The organism is Pseudoclavibacter sp. AY1F1, from assembly GCF_002931075.1.
In the GTDB taxonomy this organism is placed as follows: Bacteria; Actinomycetota; Actinomycetes; order Actinomycetales; family Microbacteriaceae; genus Pseudoclavibacter.
The window spans coordinates 113,513-136,654 of record NZ_PSTQ01000006.1; the positions used below are offsets into that span (position 1 = coordinate 113,513).

Genomic DNA, 23,142 nt, shown 5'->3' on the forward strand with positions numbered 1-23,142 from the left:
GGTTCGTGATGGAGGTGGCGCGAATGGTTCTCCAAGTGCTTCGGAGCCCGTTCGCTATCGGTTGGGGAATTGCGCGTGTGAATCCGACATGAGGCGGTCGAGTTCCGGAGCGACCTCGCGCAGGGCGGCTTCGTCCAGGAGGGCGGAGTGGCGCGCGTGCACCGGGCTCGATGTCACCGTGCCGGTGGTGTGCGGTGCCCAGGCGTTGGGTCCTGGCCGGTCAGCCGGGACATCGACGTTCGCCTCGAACACGTGCAGGTCGCCGTCGAAGGTCGGCACGGGTGTCGTGTCGAGGAGGGCGCCCACGCGCAGGAAGCCGCGCACCATTCGCTCGATACTCGCCGAGGGGATGTCTGCGAGCGGGTTGCGTGCTCCTGCGAGCAGGGTGCGGACCGCATCCGCATCCAGCTTGTCGGCGGGCGCCTCCACCTCGTTCGCATCGAGGAAGGCTCGCCACATGCGGTCGCCACCGTCGACGCCAGCGACCGAGGAGTGCTCGGTCGGGTAGGCGTCGAGGATCGCGAGCAGCGCGACCTCGTCGCCGCGGCGCTGCAGGTGGGCGGCGAGGTGCTGCGCGAGGCGGCCGCCGAACGACCATCCGATGATCCGGTACGGGCCTTGGGGCTGCACGGTCTTCATCGCGTCGACGTACTCGTCCAGCAGTTCGGCGAGCGTGTTGTGGTCGGTCTGCTCCCCGTCGTCAGGGGCGATGCCGGGCAGCTGGAGTCCGTAGAGCGGGCGGTCGCCCTCGAGATGCGCGAGTAGCCCGGCGAACTTCCAGGAGATCCCGCTGGCTGGGTGCACGGCGAAGAGCGGTTCGGCGGCGGCTGACGCGCCCTGGTCGCGGGCGGCCCGCAACGGCAGGATCGTCCGGAGGCTCTCCGCGATGTTGCCACCTCCGCTGCTGGCGAGGGCAGCGAGCCCCTCGACCGAGGGTGCCTGGAACATGGCCTGCACGGGCAGGTCAGTGCCGAGGGCCTCGTTGATGGCCCGGACGGTCGGCTGCGCCACGAACGAGTGACCGCCGAGCGCGAAGAACGAGTCGTCTGCCCGCACGTCATCGACGCCAAGCACCTCGGCGAAGGCCGCCGCGACCGCCAGCTCGGCGCGCGTGCTCGGCTCGCGGCCGGCCCCGCCCGTCGTTTGGAACTGCGGCAGCGCATCCCGATCGAGTTTTCCGTTCGGGGTGAGGGGGATGCGCGGGATGATCTCGAGGCCCACGGGATGCATGTAGTCGGGCACCTTGCCGCGCACGGCATCGAGCACTCGGCTCGCGAGCTGTGCTCGGGCCTCGCGGTCTGCGTCCGGGTCGCCGCTTGCGATGCCAGGCGCGCTCGGCACGATCCAGGCACCGAGGGCGAGTTGCCCGGCCGAGTCGACGGGCAGGACCACGGCGTTCGCGACGCCCGGCTGGGCGCCGATCACGCGAGCCAGCTCCTCCGGCTCCACGCGGTGGCCGCGGATCTTGAGCTGGGCGTCGCTGCGGCCGAGTGACACGACCGGGCGCGGTTCGCCGTCGAGCGCGTCCCGCACGACGACGAGGTCGCCTGTGCGGTACATGCGACTGCCGTCGCGGGCGAACGGGTCGGCGACGAACCGCTCTGCGGTGGCCTCCGACCGGCCCGTGTAGCCGTCGGCGAGCTGGGTACCGGCGAGCCAGAGCTCGCCGACACTGCCGACGGGGCTGGGGTGCAAATGTCCGTCGAGCACGTAGCCGACGACGTCACCCGTCGTCGCCCCGAGCGACGGGGCCGCCGTCTCGCCGACGTCGGCGAGCATCGAGTCAACGCCGACCTCCGTCGGGCCGTAGAGGTTCCACGCCCGAACCGTCGCGCGTCCACGCAGCCAGGTCCACAGCTCAGCGGTGATCGCTTCGCCGCCGAGCAGCATCGTGAACCCGTCGGCATCTGGGAGGGCATCGAGCCAGCTCTCGAGCCGCGTCTGCTTCGTGAGCGCCTCGACGTAGCTCGGGGTCGTCTCCCACGCGCCGATTCGCCGATCGGCGAAGAGTTGCACGAGCGCCTCGGGGTCACGGCGCACGTCGTCGGCGATGATGTGCAGCTCGTGTCCGCTCGCGAGCCACAGGATCGGGTCCATGGCGGCGTCAAAGCCGACGCCCGTGGTGTGCGCCACGCGGATGCGCTGCTTCCGCGAGTCGGGCAGGAGGGTCGAGCGGTGGCTGCGGAGCAGGCTCGCGAGGGCGCGGTGGGGCACCTGGACGCCCTTCGGCACGCCGGTCGTTCCTGAGGTGAAGATCAGGTAGGCAGGGTCGTCGAGCGACACGTCGGTGAGATTGGCGGTCTCATGCTCCCCGGAGCCGTCTGCGAGCAGCTCCTCGAGCCCGCCGTCGAGGATCAGGGTCGGTTCTGCGGCCTCGATCATGGCGTCGACGCGCTCGCTCGGGTATTCGGGGTCGATCGGCATGGCGACGGCGCCGGCCCGCCACACGGCGAGCAGGGCGGCGGCGGTGTCGACCGAGCGCGGCAGGCGGTAGGCGACGACGTCGCCGCGGCCCACGCCGCGGCGGCGGAGCGCACCGGCGAGCTGGTCGACGCGAGCCGTGAGCGCACCGAAGTCGAGCGCTCCGTCTGGGGCCACGACCGCCAGTTCCGTGGGCGTGCGCGCGGCCGAGGCGGCGAGGGCGTCGAGTACGGTGCTCGGCTCGGACGTCGTGCCGCCGTCGCGCTCCGCCTGGATCTCCGCCTGCATCTCCGCCTGGAGGGGCCAGGCACGCAGATGCCCTGGCGTGCCCGGCACCTGGATCGCCTCGAGGGGCGCGTCCGGCGTCTCGGTGGCCGCCGCGAGGTAGGCGAGGAGCCGCTCGACGAGGCCGCTGGCCGCGGCTGCGCTGAAGAGCGCCGAGTTGTACTCGAGCACGCCTGGCACGTCGGCGCCGGCCTCTGCAGTGCGCAGCGTGAAGGACAAATCGAACTTCGCGCCGCCCGTGCTCTCCGGAGCGACCGGGGTGACGGCGACGCCTGGCAGGGCGAGGGGGAGCTCGCTCTGAGCCTCGACCGCGAGCATCGTCTGGAAGAGGGGGTGTCGTCCGAGGACACGCTCGGGGGCCATCGCCTCGACGATGCGCTCGAACGGCACCTGCTCGTGGTCGATGCCGAAGAGCGCGGCCGTGCGAGCCGCTTCGACGGCGTCGGCCAGCGTCGCCTCGTCGCCGAGCTGCACGCGGAGCGGCAGCGTGTTGACGAAGAATCCGACGAGGTCGCTGAGATCGGGGTCCTGGCGGCCGGCGGAGGGGGCCCCGATGACGAGGTCCGTGCCGGCACCGGTCCGCGCGAGGAAGCCGGCGATCGCGCCGAGCCAGCCGTGGAAGGCGCTCGCCGACCTGCCGGCCGCGACTGAGCCGAGCGCGCCCGCGACCTTCGCGGGGATGCTGAAGTCGAGCTGGCCAGCAGGCTGTGCGCTCTGCGCGGCCCGCGCGCCATCGGAGGGGAGCTGGAGTACCGACGGAGCGCCGTCGAGGTGGTCGGTCCACGCCGCGACCTGGCCTGCCTCATCCGCTGGCTCTTCGCTTGTCCGGAGCAGGCGCGCGAAGTCGGCGAACTGGGCGGGCAACGGGCGCTGGAGCGGCACCGAGCCGCTGCGCCGTGCCGTGTACGCCGTAGCGAGGTCGTGCGCCAGCGGCGCGAGCGACGCACCGTCCGTGGAGATGTGGTGGAGCACGAGCTCGAGCAGCCACGAGTCATCGCCGGCGGGGGTCAGGCCGGCGCGCAGCGGCAGCTGGCTCGTCAGGTCGAATCCGGCAGACGCGTCGACCGGCTTGTGCTGGAGCACACCCGCGGCGGGTTCGTGGATGCGCTGCACCGGAGCCCCATCGACTTCGGGGTAGGTGGTGCGCAGCACCTCGTGCCTGGCGACGAGGTCGTCAACCGCGCCGGACAGCGCCTCGAGGTCGAGGTCGCCGTCGAGGCGAGCGCTCAGCACGACGTTGTAGTCGCCGGATTCGGGGGCGAGCTGGTTCAGGAACCAGAGGCGTGCCTGGCCGGGCGAGAGCGGCAGGTGTTCGCCGTCGACGCGCGGGTTGGCTGCGGTCCACTCGTGGAGCGACGGGCGCGAGCTCGGCCCGCCGGCGGGGTCGGCGTCCGGGCGCTCGCCTGTGCGGCCGAGCACGGCAAGGAGGCCGGCCGGCGTGGGGGCGTCGAAGATCGCGCGCAGGGGAGGGGCGGCGCCGAAGCGCTGGCGCAGCTCTCCGGCGAGCGCCACGGCGAGCAGGGAGTGCCCACCGAGCCGGAAGAAGTCATCGTCGAGCCCGACCTCATCGAGGCCGATGACGGCGGCGAACGCCTCGCACATGCTGTGCTCGTCGGTCGTCTCGGGCGTGCGGGAACCCGCTGCCGACTCCGGGGCGGGGAGAGCGGCGTGGTCGACCTTGCCGTTCGGGGTCAGGGGGAGCCGCTCGAGCACCGTGACGGTGGCCGGAACCATGTAGTCCGGCAGCTCGGCGCGGGCGAGGGAGAGGACGGCCTCGGCGTTGGCTGCCCCGGCGACCCAGGCGACGAGCCTCGCGCTGTCCGGGCCGGCCGGCGCGTGGATGGTCGCGACGGCGGCCTCGACGCCTGCGGTGCGCTCGAGGCTGCGCTCGACGTCGCCGAGCTCGATGCGGTAGCCGCGGAGCTTCACCTGGTCGTCGTCGCGGTGGAGGAATTCGAGTTCGCCGGAGGGGTGGCGGCGGACGATGTCGCCGGTCCGGTAGAGGCGGGTGCCGTCTCCCGAGGGGTCGGCGATGAAGGCGCTTGCCGTCTCGGCGGCGCGTCCCAGGTAGCCGTGGGCCTCGGAGGCGCCGGCGAGGTGGAGCTCACCCGGCACGCCATCCGGCACGTCGCGGAGGTAGCCGTCGAGCACCCGAGCAGTCACGTTGGCGACCGGGCGGCCGATGCGGACACCTCCCGGCTCGGTCAGGCGCGTCACGACGGAGTCCACCGCGAACTCGCTCGGACCGTAGAGGTTCCAGGCCTCGATTCCGTCAGCACGGAGCAGGGCGTCCCAGAGGTCGGACGAGACGGCCTCGCCGCCGAGGGCGACGAGGAGCGGCGTCTCGCGTTCGGCGCTCTGCTCGAGGAGGCCGGTGCCGATGAGCTGGCGCACGTATGACGGCGTCGTCTCGAGTACGTCGATCGCGGAACCGGAGACTCGCTGCACGAGCTCGTCGGCGTTGCGCCGCGTGGCGTCGGATGCCATCACGAGGCTTGAGCCCGCGGCAAGCCAGAGGATCGGGTCCCAGGCGGCGTCGAAGCCGAGGCCGGCCACGTGCAGCACGCGCGGCGGGCGCCCGCCGAGGAGCTCGCGGAGCGGGGAGATCATCGCGTGCAGGTGCTGCGCAAGCACGTTCGCGAGGGCGGAGTGCGGCACCTGAACGCCCTTGGGGGCACCGGTGGTGCCGGAGGTGAACACGAGGTAGGCGGGCTGCTCGGGGAGTGGCGGGGCCGGCAGGTCGAGGTTCGACTCGCTGGAGCCCAGCTCGACGAGCGAGGTGGGGGCGACGGTGCGAGTCCCTGATTCCTCGGCGAGGGAGCCGAGGCGCGCCTCGTCGACCGCGACGAGCAGCACGGGGGTGCTGGCGTCGAGGATCTGCGTGATGCGGGCGTCCGGGTAGTCGATGTCGACGGGCACGGCAATGGCTCCGCTGCGGAGCGCCGCCAGCACGAGCGTCACGGCGTCGCCGGAGCGGGGCAGCGCGATGGCCACCCGGTCTCCGGGGCGCACGCCAGAGGCGACGAGGCCACGGGTTGCGGCGTTGATGCGCTCGCCGAGCTCGGCGAAGGTGAGGGGTTCCGCGTCGTCCTCGAGGGCCAGCTCTCCGGGGAGGCGGCGGATGCTCGTGGCGAGCTCATCGAGGATGGTCCCGTCCACGGGCAGGCGCTCGCCGTCGGCCTGCGCGTCGATCCGGCGCTGGGTCTCCCGGTCGAGGGCCGGAAGTTCGGAGAGGGTGAGCCCGACGGTGTCGATCATGGCGGAGAGCATGCGGTCGACGGTGTCGCGCATCCGCCCGATCGTCGACTCGTCGAAGAGGGCGAGGTCGTAGGCGAGGGCGGCCTCGAGCGGGCCTTCGTCGCCGGAGGGGGTCGAGAAGTCGAGCATGAGGTCGGTCTTCACGCCGGCGGTCGTGACCTGGCTCGGGACGGTGACGACGACCTCGCCGAGGTCGAGCTTCGCCGGCTCGGTGTTCTGGAGCGTGAGGAGCACCTGGAAGACGGGGTGGCGGTCGGCCACGCGCGGCGGCCGGAGGGCGTCGACGACGGCATCGAACGGCACGTCCTGGTGGGCGTACGACTCGGTGTTGCCCACGCGCACACGTTCGATGAGCTCGCCGAGCGTCGGGTTGCCCTCCAGCGAGGTGCGCAGCGCGACCGTGTTGACGAAGAAGCCGACGAGTCGCTCGAGCTTCGGGTCCACGCGTCCGGCCACGGGGGTGCCGACGACGATGTCCGCGCCGGCGCCGTGCTGGCCGAGCGCCGCGGCGACTGCCGCGTGCAGGACGATGAAGAGACTCGTCCGATGCTGCGCCGCGACCTCGCGAAGGGCGAGGTGGCGCTCCGTACCCAGTTCGAAGGCGAGGTGGCCGATGTCGCTCGGCCGTGCGCCGCGCTCGCGGTCTCGCGGCAGGGCGATCTCGTCGGGTGCGTCGGCAAGCGCGCGCCGCCAGAAGTCGAGCTGCGTGCTCATGGCGCTCGTGGGGTCGTCCTCGGAGCCGAGCGACTCCCGCTGCCAGAGCGTGTAGTCGGCGTAGGAGACGGAGAGCGCGGGCAGCACGTCGTTGGCCGAGGCGCGCCTCTCGCCGGTCGCCGCGGCGACGTGGCTCGAGTACGCCGCGGAGAGGTCGGCGGCGAAGGGGGCGAGCGACCAGCCATCCGAGGCGATGTGGTGCATCGTCGCCACGAGCACGTGGTTCGTCGGCGAGGTGCGCAGGAGCACGGCGCGCAGCGGCACCTCGCGGGTCACGTCGAAGGGGCGAAGCGACTCCTGGCGGACGATGTCGTCCACCCGGTCTGCTGGCACGTCGACGGAGGTGAAGGCGGGTGCGCCGCCGTCGATCGGGAGAATGCGCTGCCTCGGCTCACCATCGACGTAGGGGAAGATGGTGCGTAGCGGCTCGTGGCGCTCTGCGATGTCCCGGAAGGCAGCCCGGAGCGCGGCCTCGTCGAGGCGGCCATCGAGGTGCAGCACGATGGGGATGTTGTAGGCGCTGGAACCTGGCTCAAGGCTGTTCAGGAACCACAGGCGACGTTGGGCGAGGGAGACCTGGAGCTCGTCGCCGTGGGGCGTGGGGGCGAGGGGGAGGGTGCGGGCGGCGTCGGCGCTGTTGTCGTCGAGCGCGGCGAGCCCCGCGACGGTCGGGCGCTCGAAGACGTCGCGCACCGTGACCTGCCGGTCGAGACGCTCCGTGAGCTGCGAGGCGAGCTTGGTGGCGAGGAGCGAGTGGCCGCCCGCGCCGAAGAAGTCCTCGTCGACGCCGATCGACTCGATGCCGAGCACCTCGGCGAAGGCATCCGCGGTGACCCGCTCGGCGCGTGTGCGGGGTTGCTGCACCGGGTCGTTCGAGCGCTGCTCAGGGGCAGGGAGCGCCCGCCGGTCGAGCTTGCCGTTCGGGGTCATGGGCAGCTTGCTCAGGGCGAGCACGCTGCTCGGGACCATGTAGCCGGGCAGGTCCGCGGCGAGCGCCGACTTCGTCCGGGCCGCGAGGTCCGCCTGTTCGCCGTCGCCGGTCACGTACCCGACGATGCGGGCGGATGCGCCGTCGCCGACTACGATCGCCGCGGCGGCCGAGACTCCTGGCTGCCTGCGCAGCGCGGCTTCGACCTCCGCGAGCTCAACCCGGTATCCGCGGATCTTCACCTGCTCGTCGATGCGGCCGAGGAAGCGGAGCGAGCCGTTGCGACGGCGACGGACGACGTCGCCCGTGCGGTACATCCTGGTGCCGTCTCCAGCGAACGGATCAGCGAGGAAGCGCTCGGCGCTGAGACCGGGCTGGCCGACGTAACCGGACGCGACATTGGCACCGGCGAGATAGAGCTCGCCGATGGCGCCGTCCGGCACCGGGGTGAGGGAGGCGTCGAGGAGGTAGTGGCGCGTATTGCGCACCGAGCTGCCGATGTGTGGCTCAGAGCCCTGCTCGATGGGCGCGATGAGGCTGTCGACGGTCGTCTCGGTGGGGCCGTAGAGGTTAAGGGCGAAGACGTCGGGCTGGGCGGCGAGCGCGTCCCAGAGGGCGGGCCCCACGGCCTCCCCACCGAGCGCGATGTCGGTCGGGTACCTGTCCTGCTCGAAGAGCCCGCCAGCGATGAGCGCCTCGGCGAACGACGGGGTGGTCTCGATCGCGTCGATGCCCTGCTCGGCGAGGTAGGCGGCGAGGCGCTGCGGGTCGCGGCGCACGTCGTCGTCGATGAGGTGCAGCTCGTGGCCGGCGAAGAGCCAGAGCAGCGGGTCCCACGCGGCGTCGAAGGAGAGGCCTGCCGTGTGGGCGACCCTGACGGGCCGGCCGAGGCGCTCGGCCGCTGGGTCGAAGATCTCGGCGCGGTGGTGCTCGAAGAGGTTGCGCAACGCGAGGCGGTCGACGCCGACGCCCTTGGGTCGCCCGGTGCTTCCCGAGGTGAAGACGACGTAGGCGAGTTCAGAGGGTGAGACGGGCGAGAGGCCGCTCTGGTCGGCAGACCGCTTGCGCCAGGCGATGGAGGTGTCGGCGTCGATCGGCAGGGTCGCGACGCGCCAGGACGCACCATCGGCGAGGTCACGCTGCTCCTGGGCCTTGCTCGTCAGCAGGAGCGCGGGTGACGCATCCTCGATCATGTTGCCGACGCGGTCGATGGGGTACTCGGGGTCGAGGGGAACGTAGACGCCGCCCGCCTTGAGCACGGCCAGCACGAGCATCGGGAGGTACTTGCTGCGCTCGATGCGCACCGCAACGGTTCGCCCGGGACCGACGCCCTCGCCGACGAGGTGGTGCGCGAGGCGCGTCGACAGCTCGTCGAGTTCCGAGAAGGTGAGCGTGCCGTCTACTGCCACGACCGCAGGAGCCGTGTCGCGAACCGCGGCGATCTTCGAGAAGGCGCGCAGCACCGATTCCTGACCGATGGGCACATCGTCGCCGGAGCCCTGCTCGAGGAGACCGGCGATCTCGTCCGCTCGCACGACGTTGGCGTCGGTGACCGTGGTTGTGCCCGGCTCATCGAGCACCTGGGACAGCAGCTCGAGCATCCGCCTCGCGTGCTCTGTGAGGACCTCCGCCGAGTAGAGCTCGGCGTCGCCCTCGAGCTGGAGCGTGGGCTCGGCGGCATCGCTCGTCAGCCCGGAGATCACCACCGAGAGGTCATGCACGGGGCCGGTCGAGAGGATGTTGACCGTGCCGCGGGCGCGACCGAAGACGAGTTCGTCGATGACGGGGAGCAGGTTGACGGAGGGGCCCGCGAGGGCGTGCGTCTGCGCGACCTCCTCGACCCGGAACTGCTGGTGCGCGACGGCGCCGCGCACAGCGTCGCCGGCGTTGGCGATGACCTCAGAGAGGCTCAGCCCGGGGGAGACGTCGACGCGAAGGGGCAGGATGCTCGACAGCATGGACGGGGTCGTCTTGGCGACCTTGCCGCGCCTCGCCGTCACGGGGAGGCCAAGAGAGACCCGAACCTGGCCGGTCATCTTCGACAGGTACACGGCGACCAGGCCGACCGCCGTCTTCGGCATGTCACGACCGAGCGCGCGCAGATGCCGGGCATCGGCGTCCGGGATGCCCGTGGACACGCGCACGACGCGCCTTGCCGCCCGGCCGGTGGTTCCCTCGAGCCCGGTCACGACGCTGTCATCGGCGAGCTGACCGCGCCAGTAGTCGGCATCGGCCGCATGCTGCTCGGAGCTCGCGTACTCGTCGAGGTGGGCCTGGAGCTCCGCCAGCCCGGGAAGCGGCGACGCGGTGCGCGCGGCCAGGTGAGCGATCGGCGCGGCGAGCAGAGCGCCGAGCACCCCGCGAGGGGCGCTCTTCTCCAGCCGGGAGTACGCGCCGGCGAGGTAGCGGAGGCCTACGACGGCGGAGTAGCCGTCGAGGAGCACGTGGTGGACACGCTGAAAGAGCAGCCAGCGAGCATCCGCCACCCGGTACAGGGTCGTGCCGAGCAGGTCGCGTCCCGTCATCGACCTCGGCGTCTCGAGCTCGCGATCCATGCGCTCGAGGGCGACCTCGACCGCCTGCCCCTCGCCCAGCTCGCGCAGATCCGACACCGCAAGGAGGTCTGCGGTGGGCGATGGGCGGTCGAGGACGGCGTACGGCCCGTCACCGTCCTCGGCGAGCACGAGGCTCATCGCGTCGAGGTCGGCCACGGTCTTCGTGAACGCGATCCGCAGCAGGCGCTCGTCGAGCTGCCCGCGCAGATCCAGGTACTGCCCGATCTGGTAGCTCGGGTTGTCCGGGTCAAGCTGCTGGGCGTACCAGATGCCCAGCTGCGCCGGGGTGAGGCGCAGGCGATCCTCTTCCGCTCCGGCGCTGTGCTGGCGGCCCTGGGCCTGCTGACAGCTCTGCGCCCCCTGACCGGTCTGGATCTGCTGGCTCGCCTCGGCCTCTTGGCTCGCCTCGGGCTGCTGGCTGGTCTGCGTCTGCTGGCTGTTCTGCGTCTGCTGGCTGGCCTTCGTCACTGTGCGCTCCTCATAGCGGTGCCGAGGTCTCCCTCGGCACCTGGTCTCTTGCGGCTGCGGCTGTGCGCCGCGACGGGCCTCCCTCTGAGGAAGGCACGGTCGCTACTGGAACTGGCCGATCTGCAGGGAGTTGAGGAGGCCTCCGAGGTCGATGAGCGGGCCGTCGATGAGGGGGCCGTTGATGAGCGCGCCGCTCGCCGTCGTCGAGACGGAACTCGCAGGGGCGAGGTCGGTGGCGCTCGCGGGGGCGGCCGTCATGGCGACTGCGCCGAGAGAGAGGGCCGCGGCCGTGGAGAGGCTGGCGATGGTGCGAGTCGTCGTCTTCTTCATGTTGTGCTCCTCAGTTCGCTGTGTGCCGGGTTGGTCACAGGAAGTCGTTCGGAGCGCATCTGGCGGCGGTTTGGCAACAAACCCGCGCCTCTCGGCCATTTCACAGCTAGCCTGAACTCGTGTTCGACTGGCTTACCGCTATCCCCCCACTCCTGGTTGTCCTCCTCGTTGCTGGCATCGTCACGCTCGAGAGTCTCGGCCTGCCCCTCCCAGGCGAGAGCGTGCTCATCGCGGCCGTGCTCCTGAGCATCGCGGGCACGGGCGTTGATCCCTGGGTGCTCGCCGCCGCCGCTGCTGTTGGCGCCATCGTCGGCGACTCGATCGGCTACTACATAGGTAAACGCTGGGGAGCCCGCCTGCTGCGCTACCTCTCGCAGCGGTACCCGAAATACTTCGGCGTCGCCCGCATCAACGCGGCCGTCGGCCTCATGCAGAAGTGGGGTGCGTACGCCGTCTTCTTCGGGCGCTTCGTTGCACTGCTCCGCGTCTTCGCCGGCCCCCTCGCGGGCGCGATGGCCATGCCGTACGGACGCTTCCTCCTCGCGAACGCGCTCGGAGGAATCGCGTGGGCGGCCGGCGTCACCGCCATCACCGTCGCCCTGGGGAACAGCGCGCTCGCGATCATCCACGCGTTCGGCTGGGCTGCGCTTGCCGTCGCGGCCGTGCTGGTCGTCGTCCTCGTCGCGATTGTCGTCTACCGCGCCCGGCGCCGACCAGAAGGTGCGGATGCGGCCAGCGAGACAGAGCAAGAGCTTGACCTGCTCATCCCGGCCGCAAAGGACGCGCAGGACTCCACGCCAGGGGGCGCCGCCGTCCGAGACGCGCTGGCTGCTGCGGTTCGGCCGCTCGTCACGTTCGCGCGCCGCGCACCATTCACGACCGTCCTGGTGCTCGTGATCATCGTCGGAGGCATCGCCACGGGAGCCATGTGGCACCTGTCGCGGGCGCAGCCCTGGTACGGGGACGTCGCTTTCGGGCTTCCGCCGCTCGAAGCCGGAATGTGGTGGACGATCATCACCGGGTCGCTGCTCGGCAACGGCGCTTGGCACTACGCGCTGCTCATCGTGCAGCTGCTCATCGTCGGCGGCGTCTTCGAGTTCCGCTTCGGCTGGAAGCGCACCGCCCTCGTCTTCCTTGGCGGGCAGGCCCTCGCCGTGCTCGGCACACTCGCCATAGTCGCGGCCCTCGCGCCGACCGGGTGGGAGTGGGCGACGAGGCTCGCAGGCAGCCTCGATGTCGGCGCCTCCGGCGGCATCGCCGCCCTCACCGCCGCCCTCGTCTGGGTGCTGCGGCCGCCGTGGCGGCTCCGACTCGGGCTCGCGCTCGGATCTCTCGTGACCCTGCGGCTCCTGTACGTGGGCGACCTCGCCGACCTCGAGCATTTCCTGCCGGTCGCCGCCATCTTCGCGATCTATGCCGTGCAGCGCCATCGCAAGACGGGCTTCGCCACGAGCACACGCGAGGACCGCCTCATCGCGTTCACCGCCCTCATCGGGCTCGGCACCGCTCAGGTCGTGGCCGCCCTCTTCACGCTCGACGGGCCGCTCGGCAAGTCGACGGCCGAGACCGAGACCTGGGTGGGCGTCGCCATCGACGTCATCGTCATCCTCCTCGTCGCCAACGGCATCAGGCGCGGTCAGCGATTCGCATGGATCGTCGCGGTTGCGCTTGGCGTCTTCAACCTCCTTGAGCTTGCGCTCATCGTCGTCGACGTGGCGACCTCCGGCAGCCTCGAAGACGGGCTGACCATGAACTTCGCGGGGTCCCTGCTCTGGGTGCTTGTGGTCCTCTTCCTCATCATCGCGCGCCGATCGTTTGCGGTCCGCGTGCGTCCCTCGAAGAACTCCATCTCAGGTGAGCGGCGCGGCACGGTCGAGGAAGCTCGCGAGATCCTCCCGAAGGTCGGTGGCAGCACCATCTCGTGGATGACCGTCTGGCCTCGCAACCACTATCTGCTGAGCGAGAAGAAGGACGGCTACGTCGCCTACCAGGAGTACTCGGGCGTCGCCCTCGCGCTCGGTGACCCGGTCGCTCCCGCTGGGGAGCTCAGCGCGCTCATCCACGACTTCGCCTCCCGGGCGGAGCTCGCGGGTCACACTCCTGCGTTCTTCTCGGCGACCCAGGCGACGGTGGATGCGGCTCCCGCGAGCTGGCAGCGCGTGCAGGTTGCGGAGGACACGATCATCGATCTCCCCGGCCTCGAGCTCAAGGGGAAGCCATGGCAGCCCGTTCGCTCAGCCGTCAACCGGGCCGAACGCGAGGGGATCCGCTTCAAGATGACGACCCTGGCGGAGGAGCCGTGGGCCGTCCTCGCGCAGGTTCGCGCGATCTCGGAGGACTGGGTCGGCGACAAGGGGCTGCCCGAGATGGGCTTCACACTCGGCGGTGTCGACGAGGCGCTCGACCCGGCCGTTCGGCTCGGCATCGCCATCGACGACGACGGGAGCGTGCACGGGGTCACGTCCTGGTTGCCCGTCTACGGCAACGACGGCGAGGTCCGAGGGTGGACGCTCGACCTCATGCGCCGACGCGACGGCGGCTTCAAGGCCGTCATGGAGTTCCTCATCATCTCTTCTGCGCTGGCTTTCAGGGACGAGGGCGCCGCCTTCGCCTCCTTGTCCGGAGCTCCGCTCGCGGGTTCGGGACAGGCGGAGGCGACGCCGCTCGACCAGGTGCTGAGCCAGGTCTCAGAGCTCCTCGAGCCGCTGTACGGGTTCTCCTCGCTCCACAACTTCAAGATGAAGTTCAACCCGCGCTTCGAACCCATGTATCTGTTGTTCCGCGACGAGTCGGACCTCCCGCGCATCGGCATCGGACTGACGCGCGCGTACTTGCCGACGGCTACGACGGGTCAGCTCATCAGGGCGGGGCTCGGCGCCGGCAAGTAGCGTTTCGCGTCCTTCTCGCCGAGGCGGGCGGCGTCGGCGAGCCATCGCTCCCGGCGCTGCTTGCTCGAGGTCTTGACGGGGGAGTAGCGGGTCACCGAGATGGGTGCCAGGCCGACGAAGCCGAGCACGTGCGTCTTGAGTTGCCGAACGGGCGTGTTCCCGGTGAGCCGCAGGTAGGAGCCGGGGCTGTCCGCCGTCAGGATGATGCGGGCGCTGCGACCTTTGAGGAGGCCCTTGGGGAGGGTGCCCGAGGCATCGTAGGCCATGCGAGGCAGCAGGAGCCTGTCGAAGAACCCCTGCAGGAGCGACGGTACAGAGCCCCACCAGACCGGGGTGACAAGCACGATCCGCGTTGCCGTCTGGATCGCGGTCCAGGCCTCCTGCAGGTCGGGCTCCAGCTCCTGTCGCTTGGTGTAGCCGAAGTGCATGTTCTGGTCGAACGAGAGGTCTCGCACTGCGAGGATCCTCGCGTCGCCGTGCGCGTCAGCGTAGTGCGCCGCGAGCGCGGCGCAGAGGGAGTTCGGGTTGGGGTGGCCATCGATGACGAGGGTGTGCATTCGGGCTCCTGAGCCTTGAAGTGGACAGTGTCAAGATGTGACGAGAGTCAGCCTAGCTAGAATGTTGCTCATGTCAAGATCCGATGCGCCTTACCACCACGGCAACCTCGGCCCCGTCCTCGAGGCCGCCGGCATCGCGCTACTGGCACAGAAGCCGCACTCGTCGATCAGCCTGCGCGAGCTGGCGCGCGAGGCGGACGTCAGTCACAACGCGCCGTACCACCACTTCGGGGACAAGGCCGGGCTCTTCAAGCGACTCGGCGAAGTGAGCATGCAGCGACTCGTCGACCAGTTCCTGGCCGCGGATTCGCCGGGCCTCGACCCTGGCGAACGCGCGGTCGCACTCGGGGTCGCGTACGTCGAGTTCGCCATCGACAACCCGCATGCGTTCACGCTCATCTACGACCCTGAGGTGTGCGTGCCCGGGGCGCCGAGCGAGACCATGGCCCCGCTCATCAACCAGCTCGAGGTCACGCTCGGCGATGCGGCAGCCGGCCTCGACCCTGAGGCGGACCCCGGACGGATCGAGGCTCGCGCGACGGCGCTTTGGGCAACCGTGCAGGGCCTCTCGTACCTGGTGATCGCGGGACACCTCACCCGGGCCCAGATCAGGCCGGCCCTCGCCGAGTCGCTTCGACGCTACAGCGACCAGGCGATCGCCCCGATGTGAGGCTCGAGTCAGGCGAGCGATTCGACGACCGCGACGATCCGTCGTTCGCGCGTCGCCTCCGTCGTTCGCGGCTCCGTGTCGAGCGAGGATACCGTGATGGGGTCGCCACCCCCGATGCCGGTCTCCTCGTTCGTGGTGAATTCCATGATCAGGTTGTTCCACGGGATTCCCCGCTGCAATGCCTCGAAATGTCGGTCGTCTGTGCCACGATCGGACCGCGCGACGATGCTCGTCGTTGCCGTGAACGAAAGGCCTGAACCATGGCTGCACTGCTCAACCCCTACATTCACTTCAACGACAACGCGCGTGAGGCGCTCGAGTACTACAAGGGGGTCTTCGGCGGCGAGCTCACGATGAGCACCTTCGGTGCCGCCGGCATGCCGATGGATCCGTCCGAGTCGGAGAAGATCATGCACGGCCAGCTCACGACCTCAAGCGGCTTTACGATCATGGCTTCAGACACGCCCTCCTACATCGTGCCTTCGCCGGGGCGCACCATCGAGATCTCGCTCAGCGGAGACTCCGCCGACGAACTGCGCGGCTACTGGGACAAGCTCGCCGACGGCGGGGAGATCGAGCAGCCGCTCGTCCAGGCGCCATGGGGCGATACGTTCGGGATGCTCGTCGATCGCTTCGGCATCGCATGGATGGTCAACATCCTGGGAAGCTGACGAGTGCGCGGCATGCGATCAGCCTGACTGCGCCGTACACTTGACGCCGACCTACTGCGAGGTGAGTGACCCTGGTGCCATCGAGTTTCGACGTGACGTCGCTTGCTTCTCTCGACACTTCCGCGTTGCCGCGAATCGGACGAGCGGTTGGGCGTGGAAGCGCGCACGCCAAGCTCATCCTCTTCGGCGAGCACGTGGTCGTCTACGGGAAGCCTGCCGTCGCGCTTCCGCTCCGCGCTATGCGCATGCGAGCGACCGCCTGGCGCGAGGGCACCGAGCCTCGTTTCGAGTCGGACCATTACACGGGGCCACTTGCCGCTGCCCCGGAGATCGTCGAGGCGCCGAAGAAGGCGATCGAGGAGACGCTCCGGGCGATCGGGGGAGAACTCGAAGGCCTGACGGTCGCGGTCCGCGGGAACATCCCGCTGGGCCGTGGCCTGGGCTCGAGCGCGGCTGCCGCCGGCGCCATCGTCGACGCCGTCTCGCGCCTCCACAACGTGACGCTCTCCGGCGGCGAGCACTTCGCGCTTGTCCAGCTTGCCGAGCAGGTGGCCCACGGCAAGCCGAGCGGGCTCGATGCGCTGGCTACGACCATCCCGTCGCCCATCCGCTTCCAGAACGCGAGCGCCGTGCCGGTTCCCGTCGCCCTCGACGCGTGCTTCGTGATCGCCGACACGGGCGTGCACGGATCGACGCGGCAGGCAGTCGACGACGTCCGTACATCACTCGAGCGCGACCACGACGCCACGATGTCAATCATCGACGCCCTCGGCGAGCTGTCGGACCTGGCCATCACCGACCTCGAGACCAACGCGCCTCGCTCGCTCGGTGCCCGCATGACCCAGGCGCATGAGCTCCTGTCTGCGCTTGGTGTGAGCCACCCCGCACTCGACGAGCTCGTGATCGCGGCGACGCGTGCAGGGGCGCTCGGGGCCAAGCTCACGGGCGGAGGGCTCGGTGGGTGCATCGTCGCCGTCGTAGAGCGCGGCAACGCCTCGGCGGTCGCGTCCGCACTGCAGAGCGCGGGCGCCATCCAGACCTGGAGCATCACCACCACTGGCACGCCGCTGTGAGCGCGACAGCAATCGCCTTCCCGAACATCGCGCTCATCAAGTACTGGGGAAAGCGCGACGAGGCGCTCATCATCCCGCAGACCTCGAGTCTGTCGCTGACGCTCGCCGTCTACCCGACGACGACGACGGTCTCCCTCCTGTCTGAGAGCGCGCCGCACGAAGTCCTCCAGGACGGCGCCCCCATGCCGCAGGCAGCCGCCGCGAAGGTCGCCCGGTTCCTCGACCACGTCGCCGAGCTCGCAGGGACCACGCGGGCGGCGCGCGTCGAGACGAGCAACGCAGGACCGACCGGAGCCGGACTAGCCTCGTCAGCCTCAGGCTTCGCTGCCCTTGCAGCCGCGGCGTCCGCGGCGTACGGGCTCGACCTCTCGCCACGCGACCTGTCACGACTCGCGCGTCGTGGCTCAGGCTCCGCCTCGCGTTCCATCTTCGGCGGCTTCGCCGTCTGGAACGCCGGCAGCGACGACCTCACCTCGTACGCAGAACCCGTCGACGACGCGCGCATCGACGCGGCCATGGTGCTTGGCATCGTCAATGCCGGAGCGAAGCCGATCTCGAGTCGGGATGCGATGCGGCGCACCGTGGAGACTTCCCCGTACAACGCGCCCTGGGTTGCGACCAACCCGACCGAGCTGGCCTTCATGCGCGACGCCCTTCGGCGCGGAGATTTCACGGCAGTCGGCGAGATCTCCGAGCGCAACGCGCTCAGGATGCACGCCGCGATGCTCGGTGCAGTGCCACCTGTCCGCTACCTGACGGCCGGCAGCATGGCTCTGCTCGACGCGGTTGCCGAACTCCGGAACACCGGCCTGGAGGCCTACGCCACCATGGATGCTGGGCCGAACGTGAAGACACTCTGCAGGTCGGCCGAGGCCGCCTCGGTCCGAGACGCGCTCGCCGCGGCCGCCCCTGGCATCGAGTTCGTGATCGCCGAGGCAGGCCCGGGGGTCTCTGTCTCGGACCACGGGGTCTCCGTCTCCGGCCAGGGGCCGACTGCGATCGCTGGACCCGGAGCACCCCGGTGATCGTCGCCGAGGCCCCTGGCAAGCTCTTTGTCAACGGCGAGTACGCGGTGGTCGAACCAGGCAGGCACGCGATCATCGTCGGCGTCTCCAAATTCATCCGCGCCACGCTTCGCCCCGCCGTCCCCGCCGAGGGCAGCACCGTCAGCTCCCCGCACTTCGGGTCGCAACCGGTGCCGGTGCTCATCGAGGGCGACCTCGTGTCGATCGAGGCACCGGGCGCCGAGCTCGTGAGGGAGTGCATCCGCGTCGTCGTGCAGCTCGCTCGCGAGCGCGCCATCGACATCGCCCCGTTTGCGCTCGAGATCGAGAGCGAGCTCGACGACGAGAGCGGTCGCAAGTTCGGACTCGGGTCGAGTGGCGCCGTCGCCGTCGTGACGGTGCGCGCGCTCGCGCAGCACCTTGGTCTCGACGTCGACGACGAGGCGGTCTACCGACTCGCGAGCCTCGCCACGATCGAGCTGCGACCGGCCGCCTCCTGCGCCGACATCGCGACGAGCACGCTCGGGGGATGGGTCCACTACGCGTCACCGGACCGGCTTGCAGTGCGCGAACTTCGCCGCACGCGAGGGGTGGCGGCCAGCCTGAGCGACGCCTGGCCCGGTCTTGTGCTCGAAGCTCTGCCGGATCCGAGCTCCACGGTGCTGCACGTGGGGTGGACCTCGGCGCCGGCCTCGACGGCTGAGCTCGTCGGCACCCTCCACGCCGGCGACTGGCGCTCGAGCGCCGAATACGCGAGATTCCTCGAAGAGAGCGACCGCATCACCGCCGCCCTTGTCGTGGCCGTCAGGTCCGACACCGTCGACCACGCCCTCACGGCCATCCGCGACGCGGAAGCCAACCTCGAAGCGCTCGACGAGCTGAGCGGCATCGGCATCCGCACCAAGGCGCTCAAAGCCCTCATCGCGGCGGCCCGCTCCGTCGGCATCCCGGCGAAGACGTCCGGGGCAGGCGGCGGCGATTGCGGCATCGCGCTCGCGCCAGCCCGCAACGAAGCATTGGACGCCGCCTGGCGCGCCGCCGGCATCGAAGTCCTGAATCTGCACGTCGTACCGCACAGTCGAGTTGGAGTTCGCGAACATGGGTAACCGCAAGGACGAGCACGTCGACCTGGCCCTCGCGCAGCGGGCAGGTATCACGCGCAACGACTTCGACGATGTTCGCTTCGTGCACCACGCGCTCGGCGGTGTTGATCGCGCCTCCGTCTCCACCTCCGTCGAGGTTGCCGGCGCCACTTGGTCTGTGCCGTTCTACCTCAACGGTATGACGGGTGGCAGCGAGCGCACAGGTGTCATCAACCGCGACCTGGCGGTCGCCGCCCGCGAGACCGGCCTCGCCATGGCGGCGGGCTCCCTCTCGGCCTACCTCAAGGACGCATCGACCGCGCCCAGCTTCCGAGTCATCCGCGACGAGAACCCCACGGGCTTCGTCATGGCCAATGTGAACGCGACGGTCACCCCAGACGACGCTCAGCGCGCGGTCGACCTGCTCGAAGCCGACGCGCTGCAGATCCACATCAACTCGGTGCAGGAGACGGTCATGCCTGAGGGCGACCGTGACTTCGCGTCCTGGCCCTCGGCCATAGCGTCCATCGTGGAGCGGGTCGGCGTGCCGGTCATCGTCAAGGAGGTCGGCTTCGGGCTGAGCGCGAGCACGCTCGCGCGCCTCGCGGAGCTCGGCGTGCAGTACGCGGACGTGAGCGGACGAGGCGGCACCGACTTCGCCAGGATCGAGAACTCACGCCGACGCCTCGGCGACTACGCGTCGCTTGTCGGCTGGGGTCAGTCCACGCCAGAAGCGCTCATCGAGGCGGACGCCAGCACTGCGCAGCTGCCGGTCCTGCTCGCGTCCGGAGGAGTGCGCACGCCACTCGACGTCCTGCGCGCCCTTGCGCTCGGTGCGCGCGCCGTCGGCGTCTCCGGCCACTTCCTCGAGGTACTGGTCGAGCACGGCGTGGAGGCGCTTGTCGAGCACATCCGCTCCTGGCAGGAGCAGCTCGCCGCCCTGCAGACGATGCTCGGCGCATCCACCCCTGGCGCCCTCAGCCAGCAGGAGCTCATCCTCCACGGCACGCTCCTCGAGTTCTGCACTTCCCGCGGCATCAACCCGGCCGCCGTCTCGCGTGCACGCGGGCGCGGCACCCTCCCATCGAAAGGACAGCGATGAGCACCGAGCTCCTCGACCACGCACCAGTTCCGCTCAAGTGGGTCGGTCCGGTTCGCGTGACCGGAAACGTCATGGAGGGTGAGCAGCTTGTGCCGCTCGCGACCTACGAGCAGCCCCTCTGGCCGTCGGTCGGTCGCGGGGCCAAGATGTCCATGCTCGTCCCCGACGGCATCAAGGCGACCCTCATCGATGAGCGCATGAGCCGCTCCGTGCTCTTCGAGGCTGACGACGCCGGGGTCGCGCTCAAGGCGCTTCACGAGATCCAAGCGCACATGCACCTGCTGCAGGAGGTGGTTGCGACGAGCAGCCGCTTCGCACGCCTCATCGACCTGCATGCACAGATCGCCGGCAACCTGCTCTTCCTCAGGTTCGAGCTCACCACTGGCGACGCTTCCGGCCACAACATGGTGACGCTTGCCTCTGAGCGGCTCATGGACTTCATCCTGCGTCGTTGGCCTGAGCTGCGCTACGAGTCGATCTCCGGCAACTTCTGCTCAGACAAGAAGGCGACCGCCGTCAACGGCATCCTGGGACGCGGCAAGAACGTCGTCACGGAGCTTGTGCTCCCGCGGCGCACCGTCGAGCGCTGGCTACGGTCGACGCCAGAGAAGATCGCGCAGCTCAACGTGCGCAAGAACCTCATCGGCACGATGCTCGCGGGCGGACTTCGGACGGGCAACGCGCACTATGCGAACATGCTCCTCGGGTTTTACCTCGCCACGGGTCAGGACGCGGCAAACATCGTCGAGGGCTCACAGGGCATCACCCACGCCGAGGTCCGCGACGGCGACCTGTACTTCTCCTGCACCCTGCCGAACCTCATCGTCGGCAGTGTCGGCAACGGCAAGGGCCTCGACTTCATCGAGGCCAACCTCGGGCGGCTCGGCTGCAAGGAAGAGCGTGAGCCTGGGGCAAACGCTCGGCGACTGGCCGTACTCTGTGCGGCAACCGTTCTCTGCGGCGAGCTGTCCCTCATGGCAGCCCAGACGAACCAGGGCGAGCTCATGGCCTCGCACATCAAGCTGGAACGCGCCGCGAACTGAGCGACGCGCGGAAACGAGCGAACACTATGACTACACCAATCGGCATCCACGACCTCGCGTTCGCGACGGGGTCAAGAGTGCTCGACCTCTCGGTGATCGCCGAGCGGCTCGGCACCGAGATCGAGAAATACACCATCGGCATCGGCCAGGAGCGGATGAGCATCACGGCCGCGGACGAGGACATCGTCACGATGGGCGCGGCCGCCGCCAAGCAGATCATCGACCGCCACGGCGTCGAGGGCATCCGCACGGTCCTATTCGCGACCGAGACCGGCATTGACCAGTCGAAGGCAGCCGGCGTCTACGTGCACCAGCTGCTTGACCTGCCGGCTACCTGCAGGGTCGTCGAGCTCAAGCAGGCGTGCTACTCGGCGACCGCCGCGCTCCAATTCGCGACAGCTCTCGTCGCGAGGGACCCGCGGCAACGCGTCCTGGTCATCGCCAGCGACGTCGCGCGCTACGAGCTCGACTCGAGCGGTGAGCCGACGCAGGGTGCCGGTGCCGTCGCGATGCTCGTCGCTGCAGACCCAGACCTGGTTGTCATCGAGCCCGGCTCCGGGGTCTTCACGAGCGACATCATGGACTTCTGGCGTCCGAACGGTCGGGTTACGGCCCTCGTCGATGGTAAGTACTCGATTCGCGCGTACCTCCTTGCAGTTGAGAACGCGTGGAAGGATTACGCGGCACAGGGTGGATTCCCCATCACCGAATTCCATCGATTCTGCTATCACCAGCCGTTCACGAAGATGGCGTCGAAAGCACACCGCCATCTCATCAAGACGGCGGGCGGCGACCTCGACCCTTCTGCCCTCGACGCGCAGATCGCGCCGACGTTGAAATACAACAGAGTCATAGGAAATACCTACACGGCATCGATCTACCTTGCGCTCCTCAGCCTCCTGGACAGCGACGAAGAGCTGGATGGGACCAAAATCGGCTTCCTGAGCTACGGCTCCGGAAGTGTGGCCGAGTTCTTCGCTGGCACGGTTCAGCCGGGATATCGCAAGCATTTGCGCGCGGATGAGAATCGCGCAGTCCTCGCAGCACGAGTTCCCATCGATGCCGCCGAATATCTCGCGTGGCATGAGCGCCGCGATCCGAGCGAGCTCGGCGAGTTCGCACTGCCGAACGAGACGCCCGGCCCATTCCGTCTGGCAGGCTTCTCCGATCTCAAGCGGGAGTACGCCGTCACGCAGTAATTCCACTGGTGCGCGGGGCTAGCATTCGGGTATGAGCGAGAACATCACCGTCGGAGTCGCCGGAAATCTTCCTGGGATCGTCGCAACGCGGTGGGCGGCAGCCCGTGCGTCGCGAGGACGGAAGCGCCTGCGACTCGCGCACATCGTCGATCCGAGAATCGCCGGAGCTGGCAATCCCGACCTGCTCATAGAAGCGGAGAGCGCGGCGGCGCGCATCCTCGAGGAGGCGACGGATGCCGCGCTTGCAGTAGACCCCGCCCTCGACGTTGAGACCGTCGTCCTGACGGGCGCCATCATCGAGACGCTCGCGGACCTCTCGAAGTCGTCCAGCCTCCTCGTCGTGGGCAGCAATAGGGGAGACGCCCCCGGGCGGGCCAGCGGCACCCACAGCGTTCGTGTGGCGGCCGCAAGCGAGTCACCCGTTGCCGTCATCCCGGACGTGGACCTCGCTGCACGACGCGGCGTCGTCGTCGGGGTCGATGGTTCGGACCTCTCCGAGCACGCGCTCGCCGTGGCCGCGGAGGAGGCGAGCCGCCTCGGTGAGCCGCTCATCCCAGTCCACGCCTGGCACGCCCCGAACGTCTACGGAGGGGGAGTCATCGTCACGGGCGACTTCTTCGACGAGCTGCGCCTTGCGGCCGAGGAGACGCTGTCTCTGGCGCTCGCCGGGCTCAGGGGGCGCTACCCGGACCTCGAGATCACGCCGGTTGTCGTCGAGGGCATCCCTGACATGGCCATCCTCGATGCGGCCCACTCGGCATCGCTCGTGGTCGTCGGCAGCCGAGGTCGCGGGGCCTTCGTTCGCCTGCTGCTCGGTTCCGTGAGCCACGGCGTCCTCGCGCACCTCGAGACGCCGACGATCGTCGCGAAGTAGCCCGACACCGGGAAAGCTCG

14 protein-coding genes are annotated in these 23,142 nt (G+C 69.7%); 10 read left to right on the forward strand and 4 right to left on the reverse strand.

What is annotated here, in order from left to right:
• Positions 1 to 54: 54 nt before the first annotated feature.
• Both C5B85_RS11140 and C5B85_RS11145 read right to left on the reverse strand, forming a co-directional pair.
• The gene (locus tag C5B85_RS11140; RefSeq protein ID WP_258070734.1) at positions 55 to 10,629 is read right to left on the reverse strand and encodes a non-ribosomal peptide synthetase; all 10,575 of its coding nucleotides are present in this window, start codon (positions 10,627 to 10,629) and stop codon (positions 55 to 57) included.
• A gap of 102 nt (positions 10,630 to 10,731) precedes the next feature.
• Complete coding sequence (locus C5B85_RS11145; RefSeq protein WP_104286108.1) at positions 10,732 to 10,959, reverse strand: hypothetical protein; 228 nt, start codon at positions 10,957 to 10,959, stop codon at positions 10,732 to 10,734.
• A gap of 119 nt (positions 10,960 to 11,078) precedes the next feature.
• On the opposite strand from C5B85_RS11145, the gene C5B85_RS11150 reads away from it, so the two are divergent.
• Positions 11,079 to 13,847 carry a rhomboid family intramembrane serine protease gene (locus tag C5B85_RS11150; protein ID WP_104286109.1) on the forward strand — a complete coding sequence of 923 codons (2,769 nt, stop codon included), beginning with the start codon at positions 11,079 to 11,081 and terminating at the stop codon, positions 13,845 to 13,847.
• On the opposite strand, the gene C5B85_RS11155 is transcribed toward C5B85_RS11150, so the two are convergent.
• Positions 13,811 to 14,404: an NAD(P)H-dependent oxidoreductase gene (locus tag C5B85_RS11155; protein WP_104286110.1), complete on the reverse strand. Its 594-nt coding sequence runs from the start codon at positions 14,402 to 14,404 to the stop codon at positions 13,811 to 13,813. The genes C5B85_RS11150 and C5B85_RS11155 overlap by 37 nt on opposite strands.
• A gap of 70 nt (positions 14,405 to 14,474) precedes the next feature.
• Between C5B85_RS11155 and C5B85_RS11160 the strand changes: the two genes are divergently transcribed.
• Positions 14,475 to 15,074 carry a TetR/AcrR family transcriptional regulator gene (locus C5B85_RS11160; RefSeq protein WP_104286183.1) on the forward strand — a complete coding sequence of 200 codons (600 nt, stop codon included), beginning with the start codon at positions 14,475 to 14,477 and terminating at the stop codon, positions 15,072 to 15,074.
• An 8-nt stretch (positions 15,075 to 15,082) separates the two neighbouring features.
• Here the strand turns inward: C5B85_RS11160 and C5B85_RS19210 are convergent, their stop codons facing one another.
• On the reverse strand, positions 15,083 to 15,220 hold the full coding sequence (locus tag C5B85_RS19210) for a hypothetical protein (protein WP_181064402.1): 138 nt from the start codon (positions 15,218 to 15,220) through the stop codon (positions 15,083 to 15,085).
• A gap of 114 nt (positions 15,221 to 15,334) precedes the next feature.
• On the opposite strand from C5B85_RS19210, the gene C5B85_RS11165 reads away from it, so the two are divergent.
• From C5B85_RS11165 to C5B85_RS11200, 8 genes are all read left to right on the forward strand, one after another.
• Positions 15,335 to 15,745 (forward strand): VOC family protein, encoded by a 411-nt coding sequence (locus C5B85_RS11165; RefSeq protein WP_104286111.1) that lies wholly within the window; start codon positions 15,335 to 15,337, stop codon positions 15,743 to 15,745.
• Positions 15,746 to 15,870: 125 nt separating this feature from the next.
• Positions 15,871 to 16,818 (forward strand): mevalonate kinase, encoded by a 948-nt coding sequence (gene mvk / locus C5B85_RS11170; RefSeq protein ID WP_181064403.1) that lies wholly within the window; start codon positions 15,871 to 15,873, stop codon positions 16,816 to 16,818.
• A complete protein-coding gene (mvaD, locus tag C5B85_RS11175; RefSeq protein ID WP_219819397.1) occupies positions 16,815 to 17,843 on the forward strand; it encodes a diphosphomevalonate decarboxylase in 1,029 nt (342 codons plus the stop codon). The genes mvk and mvaD overlap by 4 nt, the downstream gene beginning before the upstream one ends.
• Positions 17,840 to 18,928 carry a phosphomevalonate kinase gene (locus C5B85_RS11180; protein WP_104286113.1) on the forward strand — a complete coding sequence of 363 codons (1,089 nt, stop codon included), beginning with the start codon at positions 17,840 to 17,842 and terminating at the stop codon, positions 18,926 to 18,928. Before mvaD ends, C5B85_RS11180 begins: the two co-directional genes overlap by 4 nt.
• On the forward strand, positions 18,921 to 20,006 hold the full coding sequence (gene fni, locus C5B85_RS11185; RefSeq protein WP_104286114.1) for a type 2 isopentenyl-diphosphate Delta-isomerase: 1,086 nt from the start codon (positions 18,921 to 18,923) through the stop codon (positions 20,004 to 20,006). The genes C5B85_RS11180 and fni overlap by 8 nt, the downstream gene beginning before the upstream one ends.
• Positions 20,003 to 21,049 (forward strand): hydroxymethylglutaryl-CoA reductase, encoded by a 1,047-nt coding sequence (locus C5B85_RS11190; RefSeq protein ID WP_104286115.1) that lies wholly within the window; start codon positions 20,003 to 20,005, stop codon positions 21,047 to 21,049. Before fni ends, C5B85_RS11190 begins: the two co-directional genes overlap by 4 nt.
• A 26-nt stretch (positions 21,050 to 21,075) precedes the next feature.
• Positions 21,076 to 22,248 carry a hydroxymethylglutaryl-CoA synthase gene (locus C5B85_RS11195; protein ID WP_104286116.1) on the forward strand — a complete coding sequence of 391 codons (1,173 nt, stop codon included), beginning with the start codon at positions 21,076 to 21,078 and terminating at the stop codon, positions 22,246 to 22,248.
• 31 nt (positions 22,249 to 22,279) lie between these two features.
• On the forward strand, positions 22,280 to 23,122 hold the full coding sequence (locus C5B85_RS11200; protein ID WP_104286117.1) for a universal stress protein: 843 nt from the start codon (positions 22,280 to 22,282) through the stop codon (positions 23,120 to 23,122).
• The last annotated feature ends 20 nt before the right edge of the window (positions 23,123 to 23,142 follow it).